The organism is Methanovulcanius yangii (assembly GCF_018687785.1).
GTDB lineage: Archaea > Halobacteriota > Methanomicrobia > Methanomicrobiales > Methanomicrobiaceae > Methanovulcanius > Methanovulcanius yangii.
Window position 1 is genome coordinate 2,258,926 of record NZ_LTBL01000001.1, and the last position, 19,941, is coordinate 2,278,866.

General features: G+C 56.1%; 18 protein-coding genes. 7 read left to right on the plus strand and 11 right to left on the minus strand.

Annotation, left to right across the window (positions count from 1 at the left end; translation table 11 throughout):
* The first annotated feature begins 80 nt into the window (after positions 1 to 80).
* Complete coding sequence (locus AZH53_RS11175) at positions 81 to 1,253, plus strand: ATP-grasp domain-containing protein (RefSeq protein WP_319641526.1); 1,173 nt, start codon at positions 81 to 83, stop codon at positions 1,251 to 1,253.
* 113 nt (positions 1,254 to 1,366) lie between these two features.
* Here AZH53_RS11175 and AZH53_RS11180 read toward each other — a convergent pair whose 3' ends face one another.
* The 3 genes from AZH53_RS11180 to AZH53_RS11190 form a co-directional block, all read right to left on the minus strand.
* Entirely contained in the window at positions 1,367 to 1,945 is a 579-nt protein-coding gene (locus AZH53_RS11180; RefSeq protein WP_319641527.1) for a hypothetical protein, read from the minus strand.
* Positions 1,942 to 2,370, minus strand: a complete 429-nt coding sequence (locus AZH53_RS11185; RefSeq protein ID WP_319641528.1) for a hypothetical protein — start codon at positions 2,368 to 2,370, stop codon at positions 1,942 to 1,944. Before AZH53_RS11185 ends, AZH53_RS11180 begins: the two co-directional genes overlap by 4 nt.
* A gap of 203 nt (positions 2,371 to 2,573) precedes the next feature.
* On the minus strand, positions 2,574 to 3,038 hold the full coding sequence (locus AZH53_RS11190) for a ferritin family protein (RefSeq protein WP_319641529.1): 465 nt from the start codon (positions 3,036 to 3,038) through the stop codon (positions 2,574 to 2,576).
* 504 nt (positions 3,039 to 3,542) lie between these two features.
* Here AZH53_RS11190 and AZH53_RS11195 point away from each other — a divergent pair.
* Positions 3,543 to 4,016, plus strand: a complete 474-nt coding sequence (locus AZH53_RS11195) for a hypothetical protein (protein ID WP_319643602.1) — start codon at positions 3,543 to 3,545, stop codon at positions 4,014 to 4,016.
* A gap of 318 nt (positions 4,017 to 4,334) precedes the next feature.
* On the opposite strand, the gene AZH53_RS11200 is transcribed toward AZH53_RS11195, so the two are convergent.
* The 3 genes from AZH53_RS11200 to AZH53_RS11210 form a co-directional block, all read right to left on the minus strand.
* Positions 4,335 to 4,628, minus strand: a complete 294-nt coding sequence (locus AZH53_RS11200; protein WP_319643596.1) for a ubiquitin-like small modifier protein 1 — start codon at positions 4,626 to 4,628, stop codon at positions 4,335 to 4,337.
* A 90-nt stretch (positions 4,629 to 4,718) separates the two neighbouring features.
* Positions 4,719 to 6,494, minus strand: coding sequence for an aldehyde ferredoxin oxidoreductase family protein (locus tag AZH53_RS11205; RefSeq protein ID WP_319643597.1), 1,776 nt, complete (start codon positions 6,492 to 6,494; stop codon positions 4,719 to 4,721).
* Between the two features lie 159 nt (positions 6,495 to 6,653).
* Positions 6,654 to 8,549 carry a methyltransferase domain-containing protein gene (locus tag AZH53_RS11210; RefSeq protein ID WP_319643598.1) on the minus strand — a complete coding sequence of 632 codons (1,896 nt, stop codon included), beginning with the start codon at positions 8,547 to 8,549 and terminating at the stop codon, positions 6,654 to 6,656.
* Between the two features lie 287 nt (positions 8,550 to 8,836).
* Here AZH53_RS11210 and AZH53_RS11215 point away from each other — a divergent pair, with 287 nt between their 5' ends.
* Complete coding sequence (locus tag AZH53_RS11215; RefSeq protein WP_319643599.1) at positions 8,837 to 9,475, plus strand: DUF2238 domain-containing protein; 639 nt, start codon at positions 8,837 to 8,839, stop codon at positions 9,473 to 9,475.
* A gap of 34 nt (positions 9,476 to 9,509) precedes the next feature.
* Here AZH53_RS11215 and AZH53_RS11220 read toward each other — a convergent pair whose 3' ends face one another.
* From AZH53_RS11220 to AZH53_RS11230, 3 genes are all read right to left on the minus strand, one after another.
* Positions 9,510 to 11,774, minus strand: coding sequence for a polyprenyl synthetase family protein (locus AZH53_RS11220; RefSeq protein WP_319643600.1), 2,265 nt, complete (start codon positions 11,772 to 11,774; stop codon positions 9,510 to 9,512).
* Between the two features lie 109 nt (positions 11,775 to 11,883).
* Positions 11,884 to 14,652, minus strand: coding sequence for a PEP/pyruvate-binding domain-containing protein (locus AZH53_RS11225; RefSeq protein WP_319643601.1), 2,769 nt, complete (start codon positions 14,650 to 14,652; stop codon positions 11,884 to 11,886).
* A 134-nt stretch (positions 14,653 to 14,786) separates the two neighbouring features.
* A complete protein-coding gene (locus tag AZH53_RS11230; RefSeq protein ID WP_319641522.1) occupies positions 14,787 to 15,608 on the minus strand; it encodes a nitroreductase family protein in 822 nt (273 codons plus the stop codon).
* Positions 15,609 to 15,941: 333 nt separating this feature from the next.
* On the opposite strand from AZH53_RS11230, the gene AZH53_RS11235 reads away from it, so the two are divergent.
* Positions 15,942 to 16,748: a 4Fe-4S binding protein gene (locus AZH53_RS11235; RefSeq protein WP_319641523.1), complete on the plus strand. Its 807-nt coding sequence runs from the start codon at positions 15,942 to 15,944 to the stop codon at positions 16,746 to 16,748.
* Positions 16,749 to 16,849: 101 nt separating this feature from the next.
* Here the strand turns inward: AZH53_RS11235 and AZH53_RS11240 are convergent, their stop codons facing one another.
* Complete coding sequence (locus AZH53_RS11240) at positions 16,850 to 17,410, minus strand: tRNA wybutosine-synthesizing 3 family protein (protein ID WP_319641524.1); 561 nt, start codon at positions 17,408 to 17,410, stop codon at positions 16,850 to 16,852.
* Positions 17,411 to 17,420: 10 nt separating this feature from the next.
* Here AZH53_RS11240 and AZH53_RS11245 point away from each other — a divergent pair, with 10 nt between their 5' ends.
* On the plus strand, positions 17,421 to 17,645 hold the full coding sequence (locus tag AZH53_RS11245) for a hypothetical protein (RefSeq protein ID WP_319643603.1): 225 nt from the start codon (positions 17,421 to 17,423) through the stop codon (positions 17,643 to 17,645).
* Here AZH53_RS11245 and AZH53_RS11250 read toward each other — a convergent pair.
* Entirely contained in the window at positions 17,638 to 18,453 is an 816-nt protein-coding gene (locus AZH53_RS11250; RefSeq protein ID WP_319643604.1) for a class I SAM-dependent methyltransferase, read from the minus strand. The genes AZH53_RS11245 and AZH53_RS11250 overlap by 8 nt on opposite strands.
* A 130-nt stretch (positions 18,454 to 18,583) precedes the next feature.
* Here AZH53_RS11250 and AZH53_RS11255 point away from each other — a divergent pair, with 130 nt between their 5' ends.
* Positions 18,584 to 18,745 carry a hypothetical protein gene (locus tag AZH53_RS11255; protein WP_319643605.1) on the plus strand — a complete coding sequence of 54 codons (162 nt, stop codon included), beginning with the start codon at positions 18,584 to 18,586 and terminating at the stop codon, positions 18,743 to 18,745.
* Positions 18,742 to 19,941: ATP-grasp domain-containing protein (locus tag AZH53_RS11260; protein WP_319643606.1), on the plus strand; the 1,200-nt coding region annotated here is incomplete at its 3' end. The genes AZH53_RS11255 and AZH53_RS11260, both read left to right, overlap by 4 nt.

Sequence of the window (19,941 nt, forward strand, 5' to 3'; positions counted from 1 at the left end):
GGGGGCCGGGAGGGTGAATACCGCCTCTTCCGGCATTCTTTTGCCATTCGTCCTGCAAATGAATACAGGACTGATGAGGTTTGATAGTACTGGATGAACCCTATGTATCCCGGTATCTTGTGGACACCATAGTGACGATGGACCTTCCTGTTCTCAGAAATGCAACATCAGTGAGAATGAACACGGACGGACGGATGCGCCTCGTCGACGGAGCTGAAGTAGTGCGGTGCGTACACGAGGGCGATTGCCGGATGTATACCAACTCGGAGCATGCGATAGGATGGATTGCGGAGCATCTGGGCGAAACGGACCTTGCGAAAACCATCGCCCTCTTCAAGGACAAGGCAGCATTTCGAAAACTCATCTCCGGCCTGTATCCTACGTTTTTCTTCCGGTCGGTCCCCTTCGGAGAACTGGATATGCTTGATGTTGCGCTCCTCCCGAAACCGTTTGTCATCAAACCGGCGGTTGGCTTCTTCAGTGCGGGTGTGCATGTCGTCCGCACGGACGAGGAATGGACGGACGTCCTTGACGCCATAAAGACGGGTATGGAAGATATCGCTGCAGGCTATCCGCCGGAAGTCTGTGACGCCGGGACCTTCATCATCGAAGAGTATATCGAAGGAACGGAACTTGCGGTGGATGCGTATTTTAATGCGCAGGGTGAACCGGTGGTACTCAATATTCTTGCCCATCTCTTCTCCTCAGTTGATGATGTCGACGACCGGGTCTATCTGACCTCAAGGAAGATTGTTGCGGAGCAGCTTGCGCCGGTAACCCACCTTCTCCGGCGGATTCAGGCACTGATGGGAATCACAAATTTTCCCCTGCATATTGAATTGCGGGTGAATGATGACGGAAAGGTCGTTCCCATCGAGGTGAACCCCCTCCGCTTTGCCGGGTGGTGCACGACGGACATTGCGGAATATGCCTGGGGCATTAATGTCTACAGGTTCTATTTCGAAGGGATGGTGCCCGACTGGGATCGGTTGCTGCAGGAAGTGGGTGATGATGTGTATGCCCTCTTGGTGGTGCAGCCGCCTGCGGGCACGGTCCCGGAGACGATTGCCGGGTTTGATTACGAAACCTTTGTCGCAGGGTTTTCCGAACCGCTTGAATTGCGTCCGGTAGAGTATCCCCGGTATCCGGTCTTTGGATTTTTATTCACACGGATGAAAGGAGGAGTCCTCTCCGAGGCGGAGGCCTATCTGCGCTCCGATATGCAGGATGTCATCCGCTTCAGGGAGAGGTGATCCTCAGGAAGGAAGAGTGGGAGCGGCGGATTGGGACCGGGCGCCCCGAGTCGCAGCGCCCAGGTCACCTGATCGAATTATTCACGTGGTGTTCTGAATGGGCGAACCGGTGGTCAACGGCTCCGGCCGACCCACAGGACCGCTTTTTCGCAGCAGATGCCTGCAAAAAAGGAGAAGATAATCAGGTAGAGGGTCAGGACGGCAGTGAAGGCACCGCCGAAATAGTAGATCATCAGGGGGATGAACGGCAGCTTTACCGAACGCATATAGAGAAAGACCCCCGAAAATGCGATGCGCATGCCCTTTTCCTGGAAATCGGCAAGCATTGAATACCATACATAGACGGGGCCGGTTGCGATGATGCCTGCCACCACTGCAAGAATCCATCCCTTGATACCCGATTCATATCCCAGGTGGCGGGCAATCGCCTGCGGACGAACAAAGAGGTCGATTACGAAGAACAACACGAAGACCAGAACCAGGACCGGGAGAATCTGGAGGATGATCCCGATGAATGTCCGGACGGCTTCACTGAAGACCCCGTAATCCCGGAATGCCAGGATGAGGTAGCATGCAACGGCAATTCCCAGAAAGATCATGGGAAACGCCGGTTGCCCCCTCCCGCCCTTCGGACCGGTGCCGTTGTCTTTCATCCTGTCTCCCTGCGAGGTCTTTTTCTGCATCCCGTTCATGCCCCCACCCCTATCAGGATGAGGGTGGCCTGTGTGAGGACGGCGATGATGACGGCAAAGAAAAACCCGCAGAGGTTGCGTGTGATTGCAAACCTGCTTCCGAGAGTATTCATCTCGACCGGCAATTGGATGAGGCCCACCGTCACCCAGGCGATGATAAAAGCGGTCACTGCTGTGAGGCTTACGCCGAAATTCAGGAGCTCTCCTCCGATGACGTAGCTCGTGACCGGGTTTCCTGCTGCAATACTGCCGATCGTCGCCCCCGCAAAGGGATCGGCAACAGGGTTTCCGGTAAATACCGTCCCATACATCTCCGGCGGAATGAGTGTCAGTGCAAGGCTGATGAGAAGAATTATGCCGATGATCTGGGGAATTATCTGCAGGAAGGTCCGGTATGTCCTGATAGCACTGCTCTTCACATCCATATATCTGATTGTGTGGTGCCGCGCCAAAATACCTGCCGTGGCGGAGGCAAAGGGTTGCCCGCGTGCGGTTTCGTCCTCCTTCAACGAATGGGTCCGGGGCTGTCGAAACGGCCGTCCGTCTTTGTGGTATGCCTGTCGCGCAGAGACAACCGCCCCCCCCCTCCGTTGGCAGTTGTCGTTTTTGCGGAAATTAAGCAGTGCGTCTACCAGACTTCAGGGAATGCCATGTTCGTGAATATGTCTTCCAGGCGTGCCTTGTGATGCGACTCCATGTTGGCCAGGTTCGTGAAGATCTGCTTCTGCTGCGGCCCGGTACTCAGCTCGGCCAGTTCCCGGTACATATCGCGTGAGAGTTCCTCTTTTTTGATGGCCAGTGCAATACCGTCGGCGGGTTTCATCTCCGTCGTCATCGTCGGAAGTTCGAGGGTTTCGGATATCTTGTAGTCCTGTGCCTCGTCGAACTCCAGGGACTTGATCGGTTTTGTCAGGAATTCCTCAAGGGTTTCCCTGTGTTTGCGTTCTTCGTCTGCGAGTTCTCCAAAGATCTTCTTCAGGGTCTCGTCATTTGTGCAGCTTTCGATCTCGCGGTAGAAGGTGTAGGATTCCACCTCTTTTTCAATTGCTCCGGATAATATGCTCCTGTACTCTTCTTTTTTCAATGGTATCACCCCTTTACGAGGATGAGGGAATAGTGCAGGTGATGATATAAAAAATATTACCGGCGTCTACGACGGCTGCTGCACGGGTGGTCAGGCTTTTCTCCTCCCTCCCGTCTGCGCTCTCCTCTCGGGTTGCCGGATGCGACGGTGACGGTGGTTTGGCAATACGGGAATATGGGGCATCACAGAAAATCCCCGGAATGGATTGAATCGAAAACTGATGCGTAATTTGGGTTGAAACTCACTTTTGGCCATGTAAATGTGGTGATCTTCCAAATGATCAGGGTATTGTCCGGGAATATGTAAGGGGGGGGATCTCCTGCCCCGATACAGGGATACCATGGCTGAGATCAGCGCAATTTGCAATTCGGGGGGGGAGATCAAAAATATCTCAATTCGAACGTATTTTGCCCATCCGGACAAAATTATTGGGTTTTTCCTCAACACTTAATATGGATGGCACAGATAGGTTAGAAGACCGGACCACCCTCCAGGGAATGTTTTTTTATGCACGTGTATTCATCAAATCAGCAGAAAATCGCCGAACGAATCGATCCCGAAACACTCAAATCAAACTGGAAAGACTGGGAGTGGCAAATTGGCCACTCCATCCGTGACATTGACACGGTTGAACGCCTCCTTGGCATTCAGTTCCCGGCTGACCGCCGTGAAGAGCTTGAAGAGACCATTGCACGCTTTCCTCTTTGCATCACGCCATATTATCTCTCCCTCATTGAGGCAGGTGATTATGATAATGATCCTGTCTTCATGCAGGCCTTTCCTTCGATCTCCGAACTCATTGTCGAAGAATACGACCTGCCCGATCCCCTTGCCGAGGATGCGGACAGCCCTGTCCCCTGCATCACCCACCGATACATATGGTCGGTCTTCTTCAGGATGGACTCGAGACGAAGGATGGTCGCCCGTATCCCCTCAAGCACGCGGCCGGTCTCAAAATGGGCTTCACTGATGATAAGGCCTGCCTGAATGACGATCGAGAGGGGTTGATCCCAATCCCTTCCTGGAAATGCTCCCTCGCTGGTTTCAGCCGTTTGTTTCATGACATGTGTCTCCCCTGTTTCAATCTCGGCCATGATGGGTTATGGTGGTTCGGCCGTGCCATCGCGACATGGCATGTACACCCGTGGGGTTTTGGTCATGCGCTTTCACCGGATGCCCTCGTCCGTTGGTATCTGGTATGTAACCTCTCATGCTACATAATATTCGGGATATATCCGGGAACGGGATCCCTGAAGCAAGTGAAGGGATAATCTCCGCCAAATGGGGTATATTGGTCCGAAATGCTCATCCACCGGCCACAGGGGGGAAGAGGGCAATGATATCACCGTCTTCGATCACCGTTTCCATTCCATCTAAAAAATGAATGTTCCGTCCATTTTTCAGGATATTGACATACTTTTTGAGTTCTCCCGTTTCCGTGAACACCATGTCCCCGAGCCCGGCGTACCTGGTGGTGAGCAGATCCAGCAGCATGCCGACGGTGGTTCCTCCGTTAATGTCGAGGGCAATGGTCGCATCCGCAACCTCGCGAAAGGTTGCGAAGGTTTTGACGGTGATCGATATGGGCTGTTGTGCCATGGTCTTTGATAAGGGCCGGTCTTTCCCCGGATATGGACTGTCCCGGATTTTCAGACCGGCCCGGCTCTCCGCAGGTATTTCCCTTTCTCTTCAGTGTATTGCCAGTTCCTTCAGTTTTTCCGTGGTTGGGACTCCTTTTTCATCCCATCCCCGGAGAGCGTAATATTCCTTCAGGAGTTCGTCACGCTTCCAGACCATTCCTTTCGGGGCCCCCTCCTGGAGGGGTTCTGCCAGAAGCCGCGGAGGGAGGGTATCGGTCTCCATTCCAATCCCGCGATCGAGATTGAAGAGTTTCTGGAGGTTCCAAATCCGCTCGCCCACCTTCATGAGCCCTGCGGCATCGAACCGGATGCCGGTCGCGGCGGTCATGAGGTCGGCATAGTCATCGGCATCGAGGGCAAAGGAGGTGAAGAGACACATGCCGCTTGCATCGATTGCCGCTGTGAGGTCCTGGAAGGTCTTCACCCACTCCGGTTTGTTTACGGTCTCGTACGGGTCGAGTTTCTCCGGTGCACCAAGGACCTCGGGGGATATCATATACGCGTAGACATGATCGCCTCCCCGGACCGAAGTCGCATAGGCAAGCCCGTGTCCCTGGAGCCCCCGCGGATCATATGCCGGAAGCTCCTGTTTTTTCACGCTCATGGAAAGTTCCGGGTGGCCATGGCGTTCGGCAAACCGGTAGGAACCATCCGCAAGCTCTTCCCCGATTCCCTCGCGTGTCGCCATCTGCCTGAGCACGGCGAGCATCCCTTCGGCATCGCCGAACCGGATGGGATGTGTGATATACCCCTTCTCTGCCATCTCCATGAGGCAGGCGATGGTCGCTCCGGCTGAGACTGCATCAAGGCCGTACTCGTTACAGATGTTATTTGCGAGGGTGATCGATTTGAGGTCGTCAATGCCGCAGTCGGGGCCGAATGCCCAGTCCGGTTCGTACTCGGGCCCTTCCCCGGTTATCCCCTCGAAATCATGTATTCGTCCGCACTGGACGATACATGCATAACACCCCTTCGGTTTTTTGAATATCGTCTCCTTGATGGTCTCTCCCGACACTTTCTCCGCTCCCTCAAAATGGGCGCTCTGGAAATTATTTGTCGGGAGAATGTAGTTCTCGTTGATGATGTTGACCAGAACAGCGGTTCCGTAGTCATGGAGGGCCTGCGCGATGCCGTCGGCCTCAATCTTTTTCCGTATACGGTCCTTGACAAGATTGAGTTTGTCGTCGTCGGCGACTGCAATCTCCTGCTCGCCCCGTACTGCAAGGGCTTTGAGGTTTTTCGATCCCATGACGGCCCCGCTGCCCCCCCTTCCTGCGGCCCGGTACTTTTCATTGATGACGCAGGTGATAAGGGAAAGCTTCTCGCCGGAGGGTCCGATGCAGGCGACCCGTATCTTTTTGTCATCATGTATCTGCTGGATGATGTCCGTCGTCTCACTGGTCGTTTTTCCCCAGATCTCCGCGGCGTCATACAGGGACACCTCTCCGTTGTCCAGGAAGAGGTAGACCGGCCGGGGTGCCTTTCCGGCGATAACCACCGCATCGAATCCCGCCTTCTTCATCTTCCATCCGAAGACACCGCCGCTGTTGGAACTGATGGCGCATCCAGTCAGGGGAGAGAGGGTTGAGATCTCATATCTGCTTCCCAGCGGAATGCCCGTCCCTGTGAGCGGCCCGGAGGCAAAGACAAGGACATTGTCCTCGCTCAGCGGGTCAATATCCGGGAGCACCATGTCGGTCAGGAACCTGATCCCAAACCCTCTCCCGCCGATATAGTCCTCTTTCAATGACGCAGGAGTAGGTTTGACCTTTACCGTCCCCGCTGTCAGATCGATATACGCAATATTGCCTGCATATGCATCCATCACAATCACCAACCCTCAACTACAGATTCCTCATATTTAAGGGTATTGTGGGATGGCTCGTTATTTGGCAATCCCTGCTTGAAAAGAGGAATTCGCCCGAATGAGGGGAATATCCGGGGAATCAGATGCATTATTAAGGAAAATACGGTGAAATGGGCTTTAGTCGAGGATTCTGTGTTCGGCACTCTTAAGGATCTTTTCCAGCATTTCCGGATATGATACCCCCGCGAGGGCCGCCATCTTTGCGAGATGACCGTCCCAGCACCACCCGGGATTCGGGTTGACTTCAAGGAGCCGGGGGGTGCCGTTGTGATCGAGACGCCAGTCAAACCGTGCATAGTCCCTGCATTTCAGCCTCCCGAAGAGCTTGAGGCAGCTTGCCACGAGGAACCGCTGCACATCCTCGGAGAGATGAGCCCGTACGGACCTGAGGTTCCAGTACGGGGAGGACGGGTCCCACTTTGCCTCGTAGCCGCAGATCCGCGGGTAGGACGAGGGGAGTGCGGAGTAGTCCTCCTCGATGATCGGCAGCACCTCATACATGTCCGGGAGGTTTCCAATGATGCCGACACTGATGTCACTGCCGGAGAGGAACTCCTCGACGAGGATGGAGGTCTCCTGTCCACACCTGGTCCTGACATCCTCGATCGCCTCCTGCAGCTCTTCGATATCTCCACAGACACTCTTCCTGGTAATTCCTACACTGGAATCCCCAAGGTTGGGTTTGACGATAACCGGGAACCTGAGAGGCTGTTCGATGAATGAACTGTCGCCGGGAGTGATCATGAATGCCTTCGGGACCGGGATGTCAAGTTCATGCGCAACACCACGCACAAGGGACTTATCGTAGCAGTAGGCAAGACACTGGGGGTTCCCGCCGGTATACGGGATGTCGAGCATCTCCAGGACGGCCGGAATATGAAGTTCCCTGAGGGGATCGTTGAAATATCCTTCATCACAGAGGTTGAAGATGAAATCCGCCTTCTTACCCTTCTGCTGAAGGGTTTTGATAAGTGTCGCATGGTTGTCTACGTAGGTGAATGAGTAACCATCGCACTTCGAAAGGGCCGATTTAAGCTGCTCGATGGTGTAAAAATCATCCTCGTCAAAGACGCATGACGGACGGACCCTGTCCTTCAGCCGCGGGTCACCCATCACGACGGTCACGCTGCGTTTTGCCTTTGCCACCTGCTTTCTGGACGTCCACTCCTTCCGTACCCGTGCCGTGATGACCAGACGCCTGCCCATCATGCCGAGATCGTGGTTTTTCCGGGATTTCGGGATGATGGTGTCGTGGAAGGTGATGTCGTGGTAGCCGCATGCCCCAAGCATCTCTTCGATGCGTTCCCGGCTATAGAGTCGCTCCGCATAAAACTGGTCCGCAAGCACTCCTTTTCGGACATGAGTGATCACCTCGCGTGAAATGAGTTTTTCGCCGTCCTCCGAGAGGCTTCGTTCACGGCAGACGAAGTAGTTCTGGTCGATCCACTCCCAGCTGCGGGGTTCATAATGTTCCTTCAGCCACGCGCCGTCGGCGATATCCAGGAGGAGTGTTCCTCCCGGCTTTGCCACCCGGAACACTTCTTTGAGGATGCTTTGATCATCTTCATATGATTCGAAATAACCGAAACTGTTGCCGGGGATGAGGACATGGTCGAAGGTGTCGGCCTGAAAGGCAAGTTTTCGTGCATCACCTTCGCGGAAACTGATAGCCAGTCCTTCATTTTTTGCCTGCTTCTTCGCACGGGTGATGAGATAATGGGAGCGATCCAGCCCGGTAACGTCAGAGAATCCCCGTCGTGCAAGCTCGAGCGAGTGCCGTCCCTGTCCGCAGCAGAGATCAAGAATGGTATCGCCGGGACAGAGGTTCAGGGCACTGCAAAAGAGATCGACTTCTTCCGAGGTAATGGAGGTGTCCTCGATCACATCACCATCCGTACGGAGGTAGTTTGCGTTGAAGATCTCCCTCCACCAGTCGGCCCTGACATAGCTCTCCAGGCTTTCAACAGGGCCAATATAACTGGTTATTTTAGAATTAGGCGCAATTTTACTCATTAATTTGCCTTATGAAATGTATGGTACCTCTGTTTACGTAATAAAGCTATCTGCGCCGCCTAAAATTTCATCTTATTAAAGTGTTTTTAGGCGTTCTCTGTGAATTCGCCGCACATGCAGAAGGCATGCGCGCATCGCCGATTCAACCTGAGCCTCCTGTTGTCCCTGTGGATGTCCGCTGGCTGCCGGGGTGCCCCCACATTGCCTGGTCGCCCTCTGGTTTGATATCGGTGCATGGTCAATAGAAGACTATGCCGCACCTGTCCCGTTCACGTTTCGGGGGATATATGACGATATTCCTTCAGGTGATGATCATCTTCATAATCATCGACAGTATGATGGTCGGGAACTACTCCTATGTCTTTGGCGGTTTTATTGTTCTTCTCCTCACCATGGTCCCGATGATCATGGAGCGGGAAGTACATATTACAGTCCCGTGGTGGCTGACATTTCTCATCGTTCTCTCCCTCTACATCCATATCGGCGGCCAGTATTTTGACTGGTATACCACACTATACCCGTATTACGACAAAATAGCGCATTTCATATCGGGAACGACCGTCGCGCTCATCGGATTTACTCTGGTGCTCCTCCTCGATCAATACACCGAGAACAACTTCAACCGTCCGGTCATCATCTTCCTGATTGTCATGCTGACGGTAGCAGTCGGCGGGCTCTGGGAGATCTTTGAATATACCGTCGACACATTCCTGGGAATAGAGATGCAGCACGGGCTTGACGATACCATGCTGGATATGATCTTCGTCCTCCTGGGGGCGGTCATCGTTGCTGCCCTCGGCAATATCTATCTGAGGAAGATTTCAAAACGGGACCTCTCCCGTCTCTTCCTGGGAAATCCCGACCTTGCGGAGAAGGTCTATGAATGCATTTCAGAACTTCCTGTCCGGCGAAGAAAACAGGAATGAGGTAGAGAGGATTGGGCCACAACCATTCACTGAATCACACCTCATAGGCCATATTGACGAGATTTGCACAAATTACGCGGAGCATGAGCTTTCCCGGCGAGGGGGGAATCCGGCGGGAGAATGCCGCCCACTCCGCTTCGATATGTCGTATAGCCTCGCCGGAACAGTCTTCCAGGGCTCCCGATGCCCGTACAAGATCGATACCTTCCTGGAGGACGACATCCTGCATCCGGAGTTCGGGTGTGCAGAGGATGGCGGTCAACCGGTCGGAGCGATCCCGGTCCAGCAGATCGAGGGCCCGGAGGATGACATAGGTCGGTTTGCCGTTTCTGAGATCCTCGCCAGCCACCTTTCCCCATTTTTCGTCGCCGGAGAAGTTCAGCACATCATCGATGATCTGAAAACCGATTCCCATGGTCCTGCCGAACCGGAGGCAGGCCGCTCTCGTCTCCGGTGTCACGTCCTGCAGGATGCAGGCAAGCTCCGCGACCCCTTCCGTCGCCGATGCCGTCTTGTAGGCGTACATCTGGAGGATCTGCTCGTCGAGGTGCCCCTCCCGCCACGTCGTCAGAGCGGCGGGGGAGAGATTCCTTGACCAGTAGATGTCCTGCCCCTGGCCGAGGTGCGCCCGCAAAGAGGTATTGGTCATCAGCCTGAGCACGTCGTGCTTCTGGTCGGGGGTAAGGTCCGGGCAGGACGATACGATGCTTTGAGGAAAGAAGTAGAGGGTGCTTGCCGCGTTGATGGCAATATCCGTTCCATATCTCTGGTGAATGGTGGTGTCACCCCGCCGGAGCAGCGACTCGTCCTCGATATCATCGATGATGAGAGCCGCCGAATGAAGGAGTTCGGTCATCACGAAGAGTTTCTCCGTCTCTTCGGTGGACCTGACGCCTACCGCATCGGCTATGAGAATGCCGAAGATCGGCCGCCAGTGCTTTCCGCCCCGTGAGAGGAGGTCCCAGACCGGTCGCGAGATGGTCTCGGTAAAGGGAGTGTAATCAAGGATGGGTTGTGTCTCACCGAAGAGAGAGGCGCACCATGCTTCATCGATCTCGCGGGGGAAGAGCTGTTCGAGCCGTTCGTTGATCTTCCCTTCAAATCGTCCGACAAAGTCCGCTACGTCCGCAATGAATCCATAGCCGCAGAGTTCCAGCTGGCCGCGTCCGGATACGCCTTCTTCTCCTATCTTCCCCGTGACACTCCCCGACCCTTCCCAGAGACCGCCGTCCATCCCGATGATCTCGATCTCCTGCTGATCCGTTGCGGGAGAGAAATGCAATATCGCATCGATAGCGGGTATCGCAAACTCCCATTTCACCGGGTAGTGAATGTGAGTCCGCGGGCTCTCCCACGTACGAATGGGGCGTGCCGTTATCCGGGGGTGCCATTCTGCAGTGCCGTCCTCAGAAAAGAGGATGCAAAATGTTGAGACCGTCTCCTTTGACCGGAGGTTTCGCCGGTGCATGAGCATCAGGCAGCGCCCGTCATCCAGCTGTATGCCGCACCAGTCCCAGCCGAGAGGATGGTAACAGGGTCGGCCGTCCGTTTCGATACATCCGGTCTCCTCCTGCTCTGTGAGGAACCATTCAGTCCCGCCGGACTGGTAATCGCACCATGCCTCCCCGGAGACCGGCGCCCCTCCTGCGACACCATTGAGCTTCAGGCGCGGGCAGGTGACATATTCCATGCCGATGGCACCCGACGGCGCGATGGATGAAAGGTCAGTAAACGGGACCTGGGGAATGAGGGCGCATGACATCATCTCCCCGTGGGTCGGGTCATGGAAGGTGATGATGATCTCCTCGTCAAGAAACGTGATTCGGGCGTCGTCCCAAGTCACCGAGAAAGGGGTCTTCTCGGTCTCCATCGTCGTCGGCGGGCAGTTAATGGGGGGATAGAGGCCGTGCTCCTCAATCTCCCTCCTGATGGTGTCACTGACGTACCTGCTCACGCCGAGTCTGTCCGGGAACGTGTCGAGCTGCCTGAGGTACCAGTTGTGCAGCGACGCATCCACCCGCACTTCCCGGTGGTGAACGCCCGTTGCCGCATCGACAACAGAGCAGAGATACATCGCACCAGGGCTCCGTATTGCCTCACCCGACGGACCGGCATCATCCGCAAGCCGGAGTGAAAAGAAACAGATGGTAAAATCCCGCCGGCCAAAATCTTCCCCCTCAAAATAACCCTGTATATACCACCATCGGACAAAGGGGTCGGCATCCCCGGAGAACATCCGGCGGGCCATATCGGCGGCAAGACCGGGTGGTCCGGTCTTCTCCGCAACTATTCTTTCCACCTCATTCCCTGAAAGTCGGCATGCCAAAATATAAGATTTCGGAATGTACGATGTCAAAACAACGAAATGGGATGCAATAGAGAGGTGTCGGTCCCATCCTGCCCGTCGGTTATTCGGTGCAGGGGATGTCCTCCGGTGAAATCCTGTGTATGATCCCGTTTCCTCCGTCCATCTCCACCCACTGGCCGTCTTCAAACCGCTCAGTCGCCCGGGTGACCCCCACGATGCAGGGAATGCCATACTCCCGAGCGATGATCGACCCGTGCTGGAGGAGCCCCCCCACCTCAAGGATGACCCCGCCGGCTGTCAGGAAGAGGGGTGTCCACCCCGGGTCCGAGGCGCTGATGACGAGAATATCCCCCGGAAAAACCTCTTTTTCAGTCGGATGGTGAAGCACCCTGACCGGACCGCGGGCGGTTCCGTCGGAGACGCCGTATCCGGAAATCTCTGCCCCGTTATCCTCCCCATCCGTGTTGGGGCGGATGATCCGCCCCGAGGAGTCGATGACCGGTGGGTACCGGCTGACCCGGTTCATCCTGCCGAAGCGTGTCCGGTTTGCGGCAACGGCGGGCTGCATCCGGACCCCGGGATTGTCGAGTGCGGCCTGGATATCTGCAATGGAGAGGCAGAAGACCTCATTTGCATGCCCGATCTGGTTCCTGGATGCGAGAATCTCTCCCGCGGCAAGGGCACGCCTGCGCACCCTTGCGGTGACCATGACGAGGTAATATTTATGATCTTCACGGGTGCCCCCGAAGATGTCGAGCAGGGTCTCCATCCGAACGAAGAGACGTTCCTGCAGCCTGCCTTTTTTCCTGCTGTAGTCACGCAGGAGGCGGCACGCCTCCTCACGGCGGCGGCGCTCGTTCTCAAACCGCTCCGCGGGTCCCTGCCCCCTGAGATCTGCCTCTCTGTAGGTTCGTATCTGGGAAAGGGCAAGGAGCGGGTCGTTGGCGTACCCCGGTGATGCAGGATCGATCTCCCGCGGTCCCCGGAACCCGTATTCTTCCATGAAGTCCGTCCATTCCTTCATGAACTCCTCGGGCATCTCTCCCTGACGAATCCGCTCCGCAAGCATGGTGACGTCGTCGTCGATTTCGCCCCCTGCAAGAAGGGAGAGGCGTGACAGGGAGAGCGCCATCCCTGTCGTCCGGTTATTCGGGAGGGCACGGTCAACCCTGTCGGCAAGCGCCCGGATGTCATCGGGTGCTCCGGCAAACATCCTGCGGACCGTCATGCGGGCGCACTCGGAGTTGATCAGGGTTGCACCGGTCTTCTCCTTCACCCACCAGACGATCAGCCGCCCGGCCTTCTCACAGTACTCACTGAACGGGAGATCCTGCAACTCGAGTTCATCGAGTGACGCAAGGAACTCAGCCTCCGATCTCCTGCACTCACGGGATACCGCCTCAGGGGAGAGAAATCCCCGTCCCGCATGGAGAAGGAGGTCGCGGGACTGCCAGAGGGAGGCCGCCGTCATGCCCCGGAGAAGAGCCGGACGGACGGGATTTTTCCATGCTGCGGGGTCGCAGTCCCGTATGATCGCTGCGGAGGAGGTGTCCAGTCCCCCAAACAGAAGGTCGATCATGCGTGGATGCATGATCCACAGGAGATTGGAGATGTTAAGGTACATCCGTCCCTCCGTCACCTGGGCAATGCCGCAGATTGCATCCCGGCCCGCACAGGAGTTGCCGGTGAGCGACTCTACCGTACAACCCAGAATCCCGTCCATCCATGAAGACCCGAGCGGCGAGAGGGCGCCCTGCATCCCGTGTTCGACGAGTGTCAGGTCAAGGTACATCCGTACCGGCTCCCCTCCGCCGCCGGTCCTCAGGGCTTCCGGCAGCGGCACCATGGTGGTGATGGGGCGGGCTTGGAGGATCATCAAATTGCCGTCCTTTCCTGCCCATTCGACATCGACGGCATCACCGAATACCTCTTCCGCCTTCAGGACGAGGTCACGCAGAACGAAGGGGTCGTATCCATCCAGGCAGAACCGTTCGCTGTGGTAACCGTGACATTCCCTCACTCCGCCGCCGGGACGGGCGAAGCAGGCGATCTCCTTCGCCCCGGTCTTCCGGTCGACGATCGTTGACCCCTGCCGGGTGAGCACTAGTTCATCGGGTGATGTCCGGCCGGTAACGATTGTCTCCCCCAGTCCCCATCCGGCATTGATAACGATCTCCTCCCTGCTGTTGGTGACCGGGTTTGCGGAGAACGCGATGCCGGAGATATCGGCGGGAACCAGTTTCTGGACGATGACCGCCATTGCCGGAGGGCCCGGGTCGCGTCGGTGGGCCCTGTGGTAGGAGAGGACCCGGCCCTCAAATGAAGAGGCAAAGACCCTGCGAATCGCATCCTCGAGCCCGTTCGTCGTCACCCCGATCTCGGTCCGGTAGATGCCCGCAAACGATGCCTCCTGCTCGTCCTCCGCGGGTGACGACGATCGTACCGCCCAGATGCCGGGATCGGTGCCAAGGCGCCGGAGTGCAGACGCCAGCACCTCTCCCTGAAGTGGAGAAAACGCAAGGCCTGTGCAGTGATCCTGCAGTGCCTTCACACCGGATTCCGCGATCGGGGTGCCGGATGCCGCCATGGAGCGCCAGACCTCCGTTGCCATCACCGATGCGGACCATGACGCAAAGAACGCGGTGGTGAGAACACACCCCGGGGGGACGGGAAGCCCTGCCCTGCACAGCTCCAGGAGGGAGAATGCCTTTCCACCAACCTCTTCGATGGCGGCCGACCCCTCGTCACCCGGAAACAGAATCGAGCATCTGGACGAATGTACCCGTGGTTTTCCCGTCGGGAAGTCTACGGGGTGATGGGGTTCCTGTTCCTGCGCTCCGGACGAATCCGCCGCAGGCGTGTGCTCCATAGTACAGAAAATCTCTCTGCCTGATGACTTGAATATGCTGGAACAGGACCCGTCCGATGAGCGGGGGAGGGATGTGGGGATGCACGAAACATTAGGGCAATGACATCCGATCCGTATAATATCCAAAAAAATATTCAGATGTATTCGACACTCAGGGGATCTCTCTTCGGCACTCCTTTGCTCCGGAGCTTGGGTAAACCAAATATCAGTGCGTAATTCGGGAGATAGCCTTTTGGAATATGCAGTTCCTCCTGGATCGGGAGGTATTCCTCCGCTGCCAGCTTGAGAGTCCCCAGCCAGCATGACCCGACCCCGTAGGCCTTGGCCACGAGTTCGAACCAGGTGAGGGCGATGGCAGCGTCCGTGACGGCAAATGGGTTGTTGGTGGGTACTGCCGCGAAGATGATATGCGGAGCATTCCGGCAGACGAGGTCGATTCCCTGATCATAGGCCTCTATCATTCCGTTGAAGATGTCGGCATACGGGTGATCAGGCTGTTCGCTCATCACTTTTTGCATCCACTCGATGGCAAGGGCGGATATCCTCCGGACCTTTTCGGTGTCCATGATGACAATGTAGTGGACCTTCTGCCGGTTTGCAGCGGTCGGTGCAAACCGCACGGTCTCCATCACATCGTCAAGGACGCGGGGGTCCACCGGCTTTTTGCGGAATTGCCGGATGGACCGGCGGGACTGCATGAACTTGCCGAACTGGTCCGGTTTGATGTCCAGGGCCCGGGGATTGAAGTTTGCCGGATAGTCTCCTTTGAAATCTACTTTCAGTGCGTCAAAAGGACAGAAAACCTCGCAATGACCACATCTCATGCAGCGTTTCTCCTTGTCTTCGGTCACCAGAGGATAGTCGCCCTTCTCCATCGAGATAATGAAGGCAGGGCAGACATTGACACAGACTCCGCATTTCGTGCAGTCATCCCTGCTTACGGCAATGACACTCATGGGGGTCATGATGGTGGTGGAGGTGATAAATGCTCTCCTGTGGGAATCAGTGAATCGGTAAAATGCAGTGTATTTTTGGAGATATTCGTCATTCATGTATGTATTATCAATTTCATCGGATGAAACGAGTGAATATCACCTGGATGCCGTATTCGCCATGATATGTGTTCGTTTAGAACAATCGCGATATGAATGTGGGTTTGAATGATCATCCGTGGGTGCCGGCGGACCGTTGCATCGCCAGGAGGGATGTAGGAATTCCGGTACCGGATAAGAGGCACTGACTTCCGGAGAATCTTTCAAATACCACTGCGATAGCTCATAGTGATTACAATGGATGAAGATCTCAGGGAGTCGATTCGTCAACGGTGCCGTACAATGGACATCCCGCTCGTGGGAATCGCCGGTGTGAAGCGGTGGGAGCATCCGCCCTTTACCCCATGGATGCCGGAGGCATTCTATCCGCAGTCCATCTTTCCTGAGGCCAGGTCGGTGATCGTAATCGGCCTTCCGGTCGACCTTCCTGTCCTTGAGACTGCACCCTCCATCTATTATCACGAGCTCTACACCACTGTCAATACCCTCCTGGACCAGTATACCTATCGGCTCGCCTCGTACCTGAATGGAGAGGGGTATCCGTCGGTCTTCGTCCCCCGCGACGGCTACGGGAGCATCGATGTCCTGCTCGAAAACCCCGTTGCCTTCTTTTCTCACCGGCATGCCGCGTACATGGCCGGTCTGGGAACGTTCGGCGTAAATAACATGCTTCTGACCCCGGAATACGGGCCACGGGTCAGGTTCGGTTCGGTACTTACAACCGCCGAACTGCCCGAGGACCCGGTCATGGAAGAGGAACTCTGTACCAGATGTATGGAGTGCGTGCTTCGCTGTCCCGCGGGCGCACTGGAGGAAGGTGAATATCCCGCCGTCCTGACTGACAAGAAGGCATGCGCAGAGAACAGTGAACGCCTCCACCGCAAGCGCATCGCCCCCTGCGGTATCTGCCTGAAAGTCTGTCCTGTTGGCCGGGATCGGGTGCATTTCCGTCGTGAGGATATCGGCATGTACGCGGATAAGGAGCATTTCCCTGCCCATCACCGTGCCTGGAAGCATGTCCGGTCATACGGGGGGAAAAAGTGATTTTGGCGGGGAAGGCCCTCCCCTTCCCCCTCCCCTTCCTCAGTGGGAATGTCTCCTCTTTCGGTCGCGGCAGAGGGGTGGTGAATTTCCGTGAACCGGGGCTACCTGCCCGCCGGCGTATGCTCCTTCACGAGCCGCATCAGCTCCGTGAATAACCGGTCCCTCACATCCTGAACGACGAGTGCCTCGTCCAGGGTCAAAAGACAGCTATCCTGTGTCTGATAGCGTGACGGGGAAACCTGAATGGCATAGGTGTTGGGAGTCTGATCCCAGAACCAGTCGGCACTCCCGAACTGGATATACTCCGGGTCGTTCCTTGCGATCACACGGAGATCCTCGCAGAGAAGATGGCCCCGGCGGCTGTTTTCGATGCAGAATGCCACGTAGGCGATACGGTAGGTTACCCTTCTGACCTGGGTTGCGCCGGGTTGCAGCCGTCTGATAGTGTGGATGTCCTGCGTTCCTGCATGGACAAAATGGCCGTAGCAGCTCTGGAGTGTGTAGCAGGAGGGCACCCGTGAGAAGGCCCGTATGAGGGGCAGCAGCGGAGGGTCGATCTCCCCGTTCCTGATGACTGATGTGAGATCCTCCAGAGCCTTCTCGCGGCCCGTGTCGAATCCTGCGAAGGTGATCATGGGGCGGGGAGGGGTGAACGTCTCCATAGGGGGGACAATGATTCTTCTCCGTATAAAGGAGTATGGTGGGGGGTTCGGAGATGCAGGGACGGGAGAACCGGCAACGCGATGCCTCCCGAAAGGGTCTGCTCTGCTTCATCGGCATCGTATGTCCTTCATCTCCCCGGGGAGGGCGGGTGGTATGGAGAAGGGGGCCCTGATGGCATCTGGTGCTCAGTCCGACGGCGGCGACTCCCTCTTTCTCCACCAGATCTTCACATGATGAGAGTGTCCGGGGATGGTGTATGTGGTGCCGTCACTTCCCATATGGGCCAGAATATACTGTCGGAGCACGTCCTTCTGGGCCGTGGTGGCTGCAAGGACCTGGGGGCAAAGTACTCCACGGCTGCCTCGGAGGTCGGGAAGACATAGGTGTGGGGGAAGGGTACGGATTCGACACTGGGGTAAATCCCCATGCTATAGAGCAGGTTGTATATGATGTCGCATTTCGGCGGGCTGGCAAATTCCCTGCCGTGGAGTGCCGGCCACAGGGCACATGACATCATCTCCCAGGGGGTCAGGCCCGCAAACCAATAGATGGCGAGATAGTCTGACGAGGCTGCAATCATCGTCCCGATGGCATCTTTGATATCCGGCACGTTCAGGGAGTTTCTGGCAAAGACGATGTCATATGGCCCATCCAGATCGGCGGAAACATCCACATCCTCCCAGAGTTTCTGCAGGGTGTCGACGTTTGACACACTTTCGGTCGCTAGGTTCTCCCGGAGTACGGTATACATCCCCCCCGATGGTTCGACGGCGGTGACGTGAGCGACCTTCCGGGCAAGCGGGATGGTAATTGACCCCGGTCCTGCCCCGATGTCCAGCACGCGGGCAGTGGGGGCCAGAGGAAGGCCGGCGAGAACGGGGTCGACACGGGCATTACGATGCTCCAGTGATTTCCGGTAATAATCACGTGCCGCATCCTCGTTGTCCCAGTAGGCAGCCCCTGTCTGTTCCATGCTGGCATCGCGGTACCTGTTCCACTGCCGCTTCCATTTTGTATTCCAGTCTGTCGCATTCAAAGTCATCTCTTCTCCAAATATCCCATCTCAGAGTATTTCCTCCCGCACCGGCTGACAGCTGCAGGCAGATGCGGATGGCCCGGCAAAACCTGCCGTGCACAGCGTACATGGCAGAATGGAGTGTTCGGACAGATAAATGTGGCAGACCCTTCCCGGTGCGACACCGGCAAGCAGTCACCGGCGATGCATCCCCATGGGGGCTGAGAAGATGTCCGGGGGCCGGGAGGGTGAATACCGCCTCTTCCGGCATTCTTTTGCCATTCGTCCTGCAAATGAATACAGGACTGATGAGGTTTGATAGTACTGGATGAACCCTATGTATCCCGGTATCTTGTGGACACCATAGTGACGATGGACCTTCCTGTTCTCAGAAATGCAACATCAGTGAGAATGAACACGGACGGACGGATGCGCCTCGTCGACGGAGCTGAAGTAGTGCGGTGCGTACACGAGGGCGATTGCCGGATGTATACCAACTCGGAGCATGCGATAGGATGGATTGCGGAGCATCTGGGCGAAACGGACCTTGCGAAAACCATCGCCCTCTTCAAGGACAAGGCAGCATTTCGAAAACTCATCTCCGGCCTGTATCCTACGTTTTTCTTCCGGTCGGTCCCCTTCGGAGAACTGGATATGCTTGATGTTGCGCTCCTCCCGAAACCGTTTGTCATCAAACCGGCGGTTGGCTTCTTCAGTGCGGGTGTGCATGTCGTCCGCACGGACGAGGAATGGACGGACGTCCTTGACGCCATAAAGACGGGTATGGAAGATATCGCTGCAGGCTATCCGCCGGAAGTCTGTGACGCCGGGACCTTCATCATCGAAGAGTATATCGAAGGAACGGAACTTGCGGTGGATGCGTATTTTAATGCGCAGGGTGAACCGGTGGTACTCAATATTCTTGCCCATCTCTTCTCCTCAGTTGATGATGTCGACGACCGGGTCTATCTGACCTCAAGGAAGATTGTTGCGGAGCAGCTTGCGCCGGTAACCCACCTTCTCCGGCGGATTCAGGCACTGATGGGAATCACAAATTTTCCCCTGCATATTGAATTGCGGGTGAATGATGACGGAAAGGTCGTTCCCATCGAGGTGAACCCCCTCCGCTTTGCCGGGTGGTGCACGACGGACATTGCGGAATATGCCTGGGGCATTAATGTCTACAGGTTCTATTTCGAAGGGATGGTGCCCGACTGGGATCGGTTGCTGCAGGAAGTGGGTGATGATGTGTATGCCCTCTTGGTGGTGCAGCCGCCTGCGGGCACGGTCCCGGAGACGATTGCCGGGTTTGATTACGAAACCTTTGTCGCAGGGTTTTCCGAACCGCTTGAATTGCGTCCGGTAGAGTATCCCCGGTATCCGGTCTTTGGATTTTTATTCACACGGATGAAAGGAGGAGTCTCTCCGAGGCGGAGGCCTATCTGCGCTCCGATATGCAGGATGTCATCCGCTTCAGGGAGAGGTGATCCTCAGGAAGGAAGAGTGGGAGCGGCG

Bases quoted from the DNA above. Each gene is read 5' to 3' on its own strand.
- AZH53_RS11210 (WP_319643598.1), bottom strand. From the start codon at position 8,549: ATGAGTAAAATTGCGCCTAATTCTAAAATAACCAGTTATATTGGCCCT.
- AZH53_RS11185 (WP_319641528.1), bottom strand. From the start codon at position 2,370: ATGGATGTGAAGAGCAGTGCTATCAGGACATACCGGACCTTCCTGCAG.
- AZH53_RS11230 (WP_319641522.1), bottom strand. From the start codon at position 15,608: ATGAGTGTCATTGCCGTAAGCAGGGATGACTGCACGAAATGCGGAGTC.
- AZH53_RS11225 (WP_319643601.1), bottom strand. From the start codon at position 14,652: ATGGAGCACACGCCTGCGGCGGATTCGTCCGGAGCGCAGGAACAGGAA.
- AZH53_RS11200 (WP_319643596.1), bottom strand. From the start codon at position 4,628: ATGGCACAACAGCCCATATCGATCACCGTCAAAACCTTCGCAACCTTT.
- AZH53_RS11245 (WP_319643603.1), top strand. From the start codon at position 17,421: ATGATTCTTCTCCGTATAAAGGAGTATGGTGGGGGGTTCGGAGATGCA.
- AZH53_RS11180 (WP_319641527.1), bottom strand. From the start codon at position 1,945: ATGAACGGGATGCAGAAAAAGACCTCGCAGGGAGACAGGATGAAAGAC.
- AZH53_RS11235 (WP_319641523.1), top strand. From the start codon at position 15,942: ATGGATGAAGATCTCAGGGAGTCGATTCGTCAACGGTGCCGTACAATG.
- AZH53_RS11240 (WP_319641524.1), bottom strand. From the start codon at position 17,410: ATGGAGACGTTCACCCCTCCCCGCCCCATGATCACCTTCGCAGGATTC.
- AZH53_RS11205 (WP_319643597.1), bottom strand. From the start codon at position 6,494: ATGGATGCATATGCAGGCAATATTGCGTATATCGATCTGACAGCGGGG.
- AZH53_RS11215 (WP_319643599.1), top strand. From the start codon at position 8,837: ATGACGATATTCCTTCAGGTGATGATCATCTTCATAATCATCGACAGT.
- AZH53_RS11255 (WP_319643605.1), top strand. From the start codon at position 18,584: ATGTGGCAGACCCTTCCCGGTGCGACACCGGCAAGCAGTCACCGGCGA.
- AZH53_RS11250 (WP_319643604.1), bottom strand. From the start codon at position 18,453: ATGACTTTGAATGCGACAGACTGGAATACAAAATGGAAGCGGCAGTGG.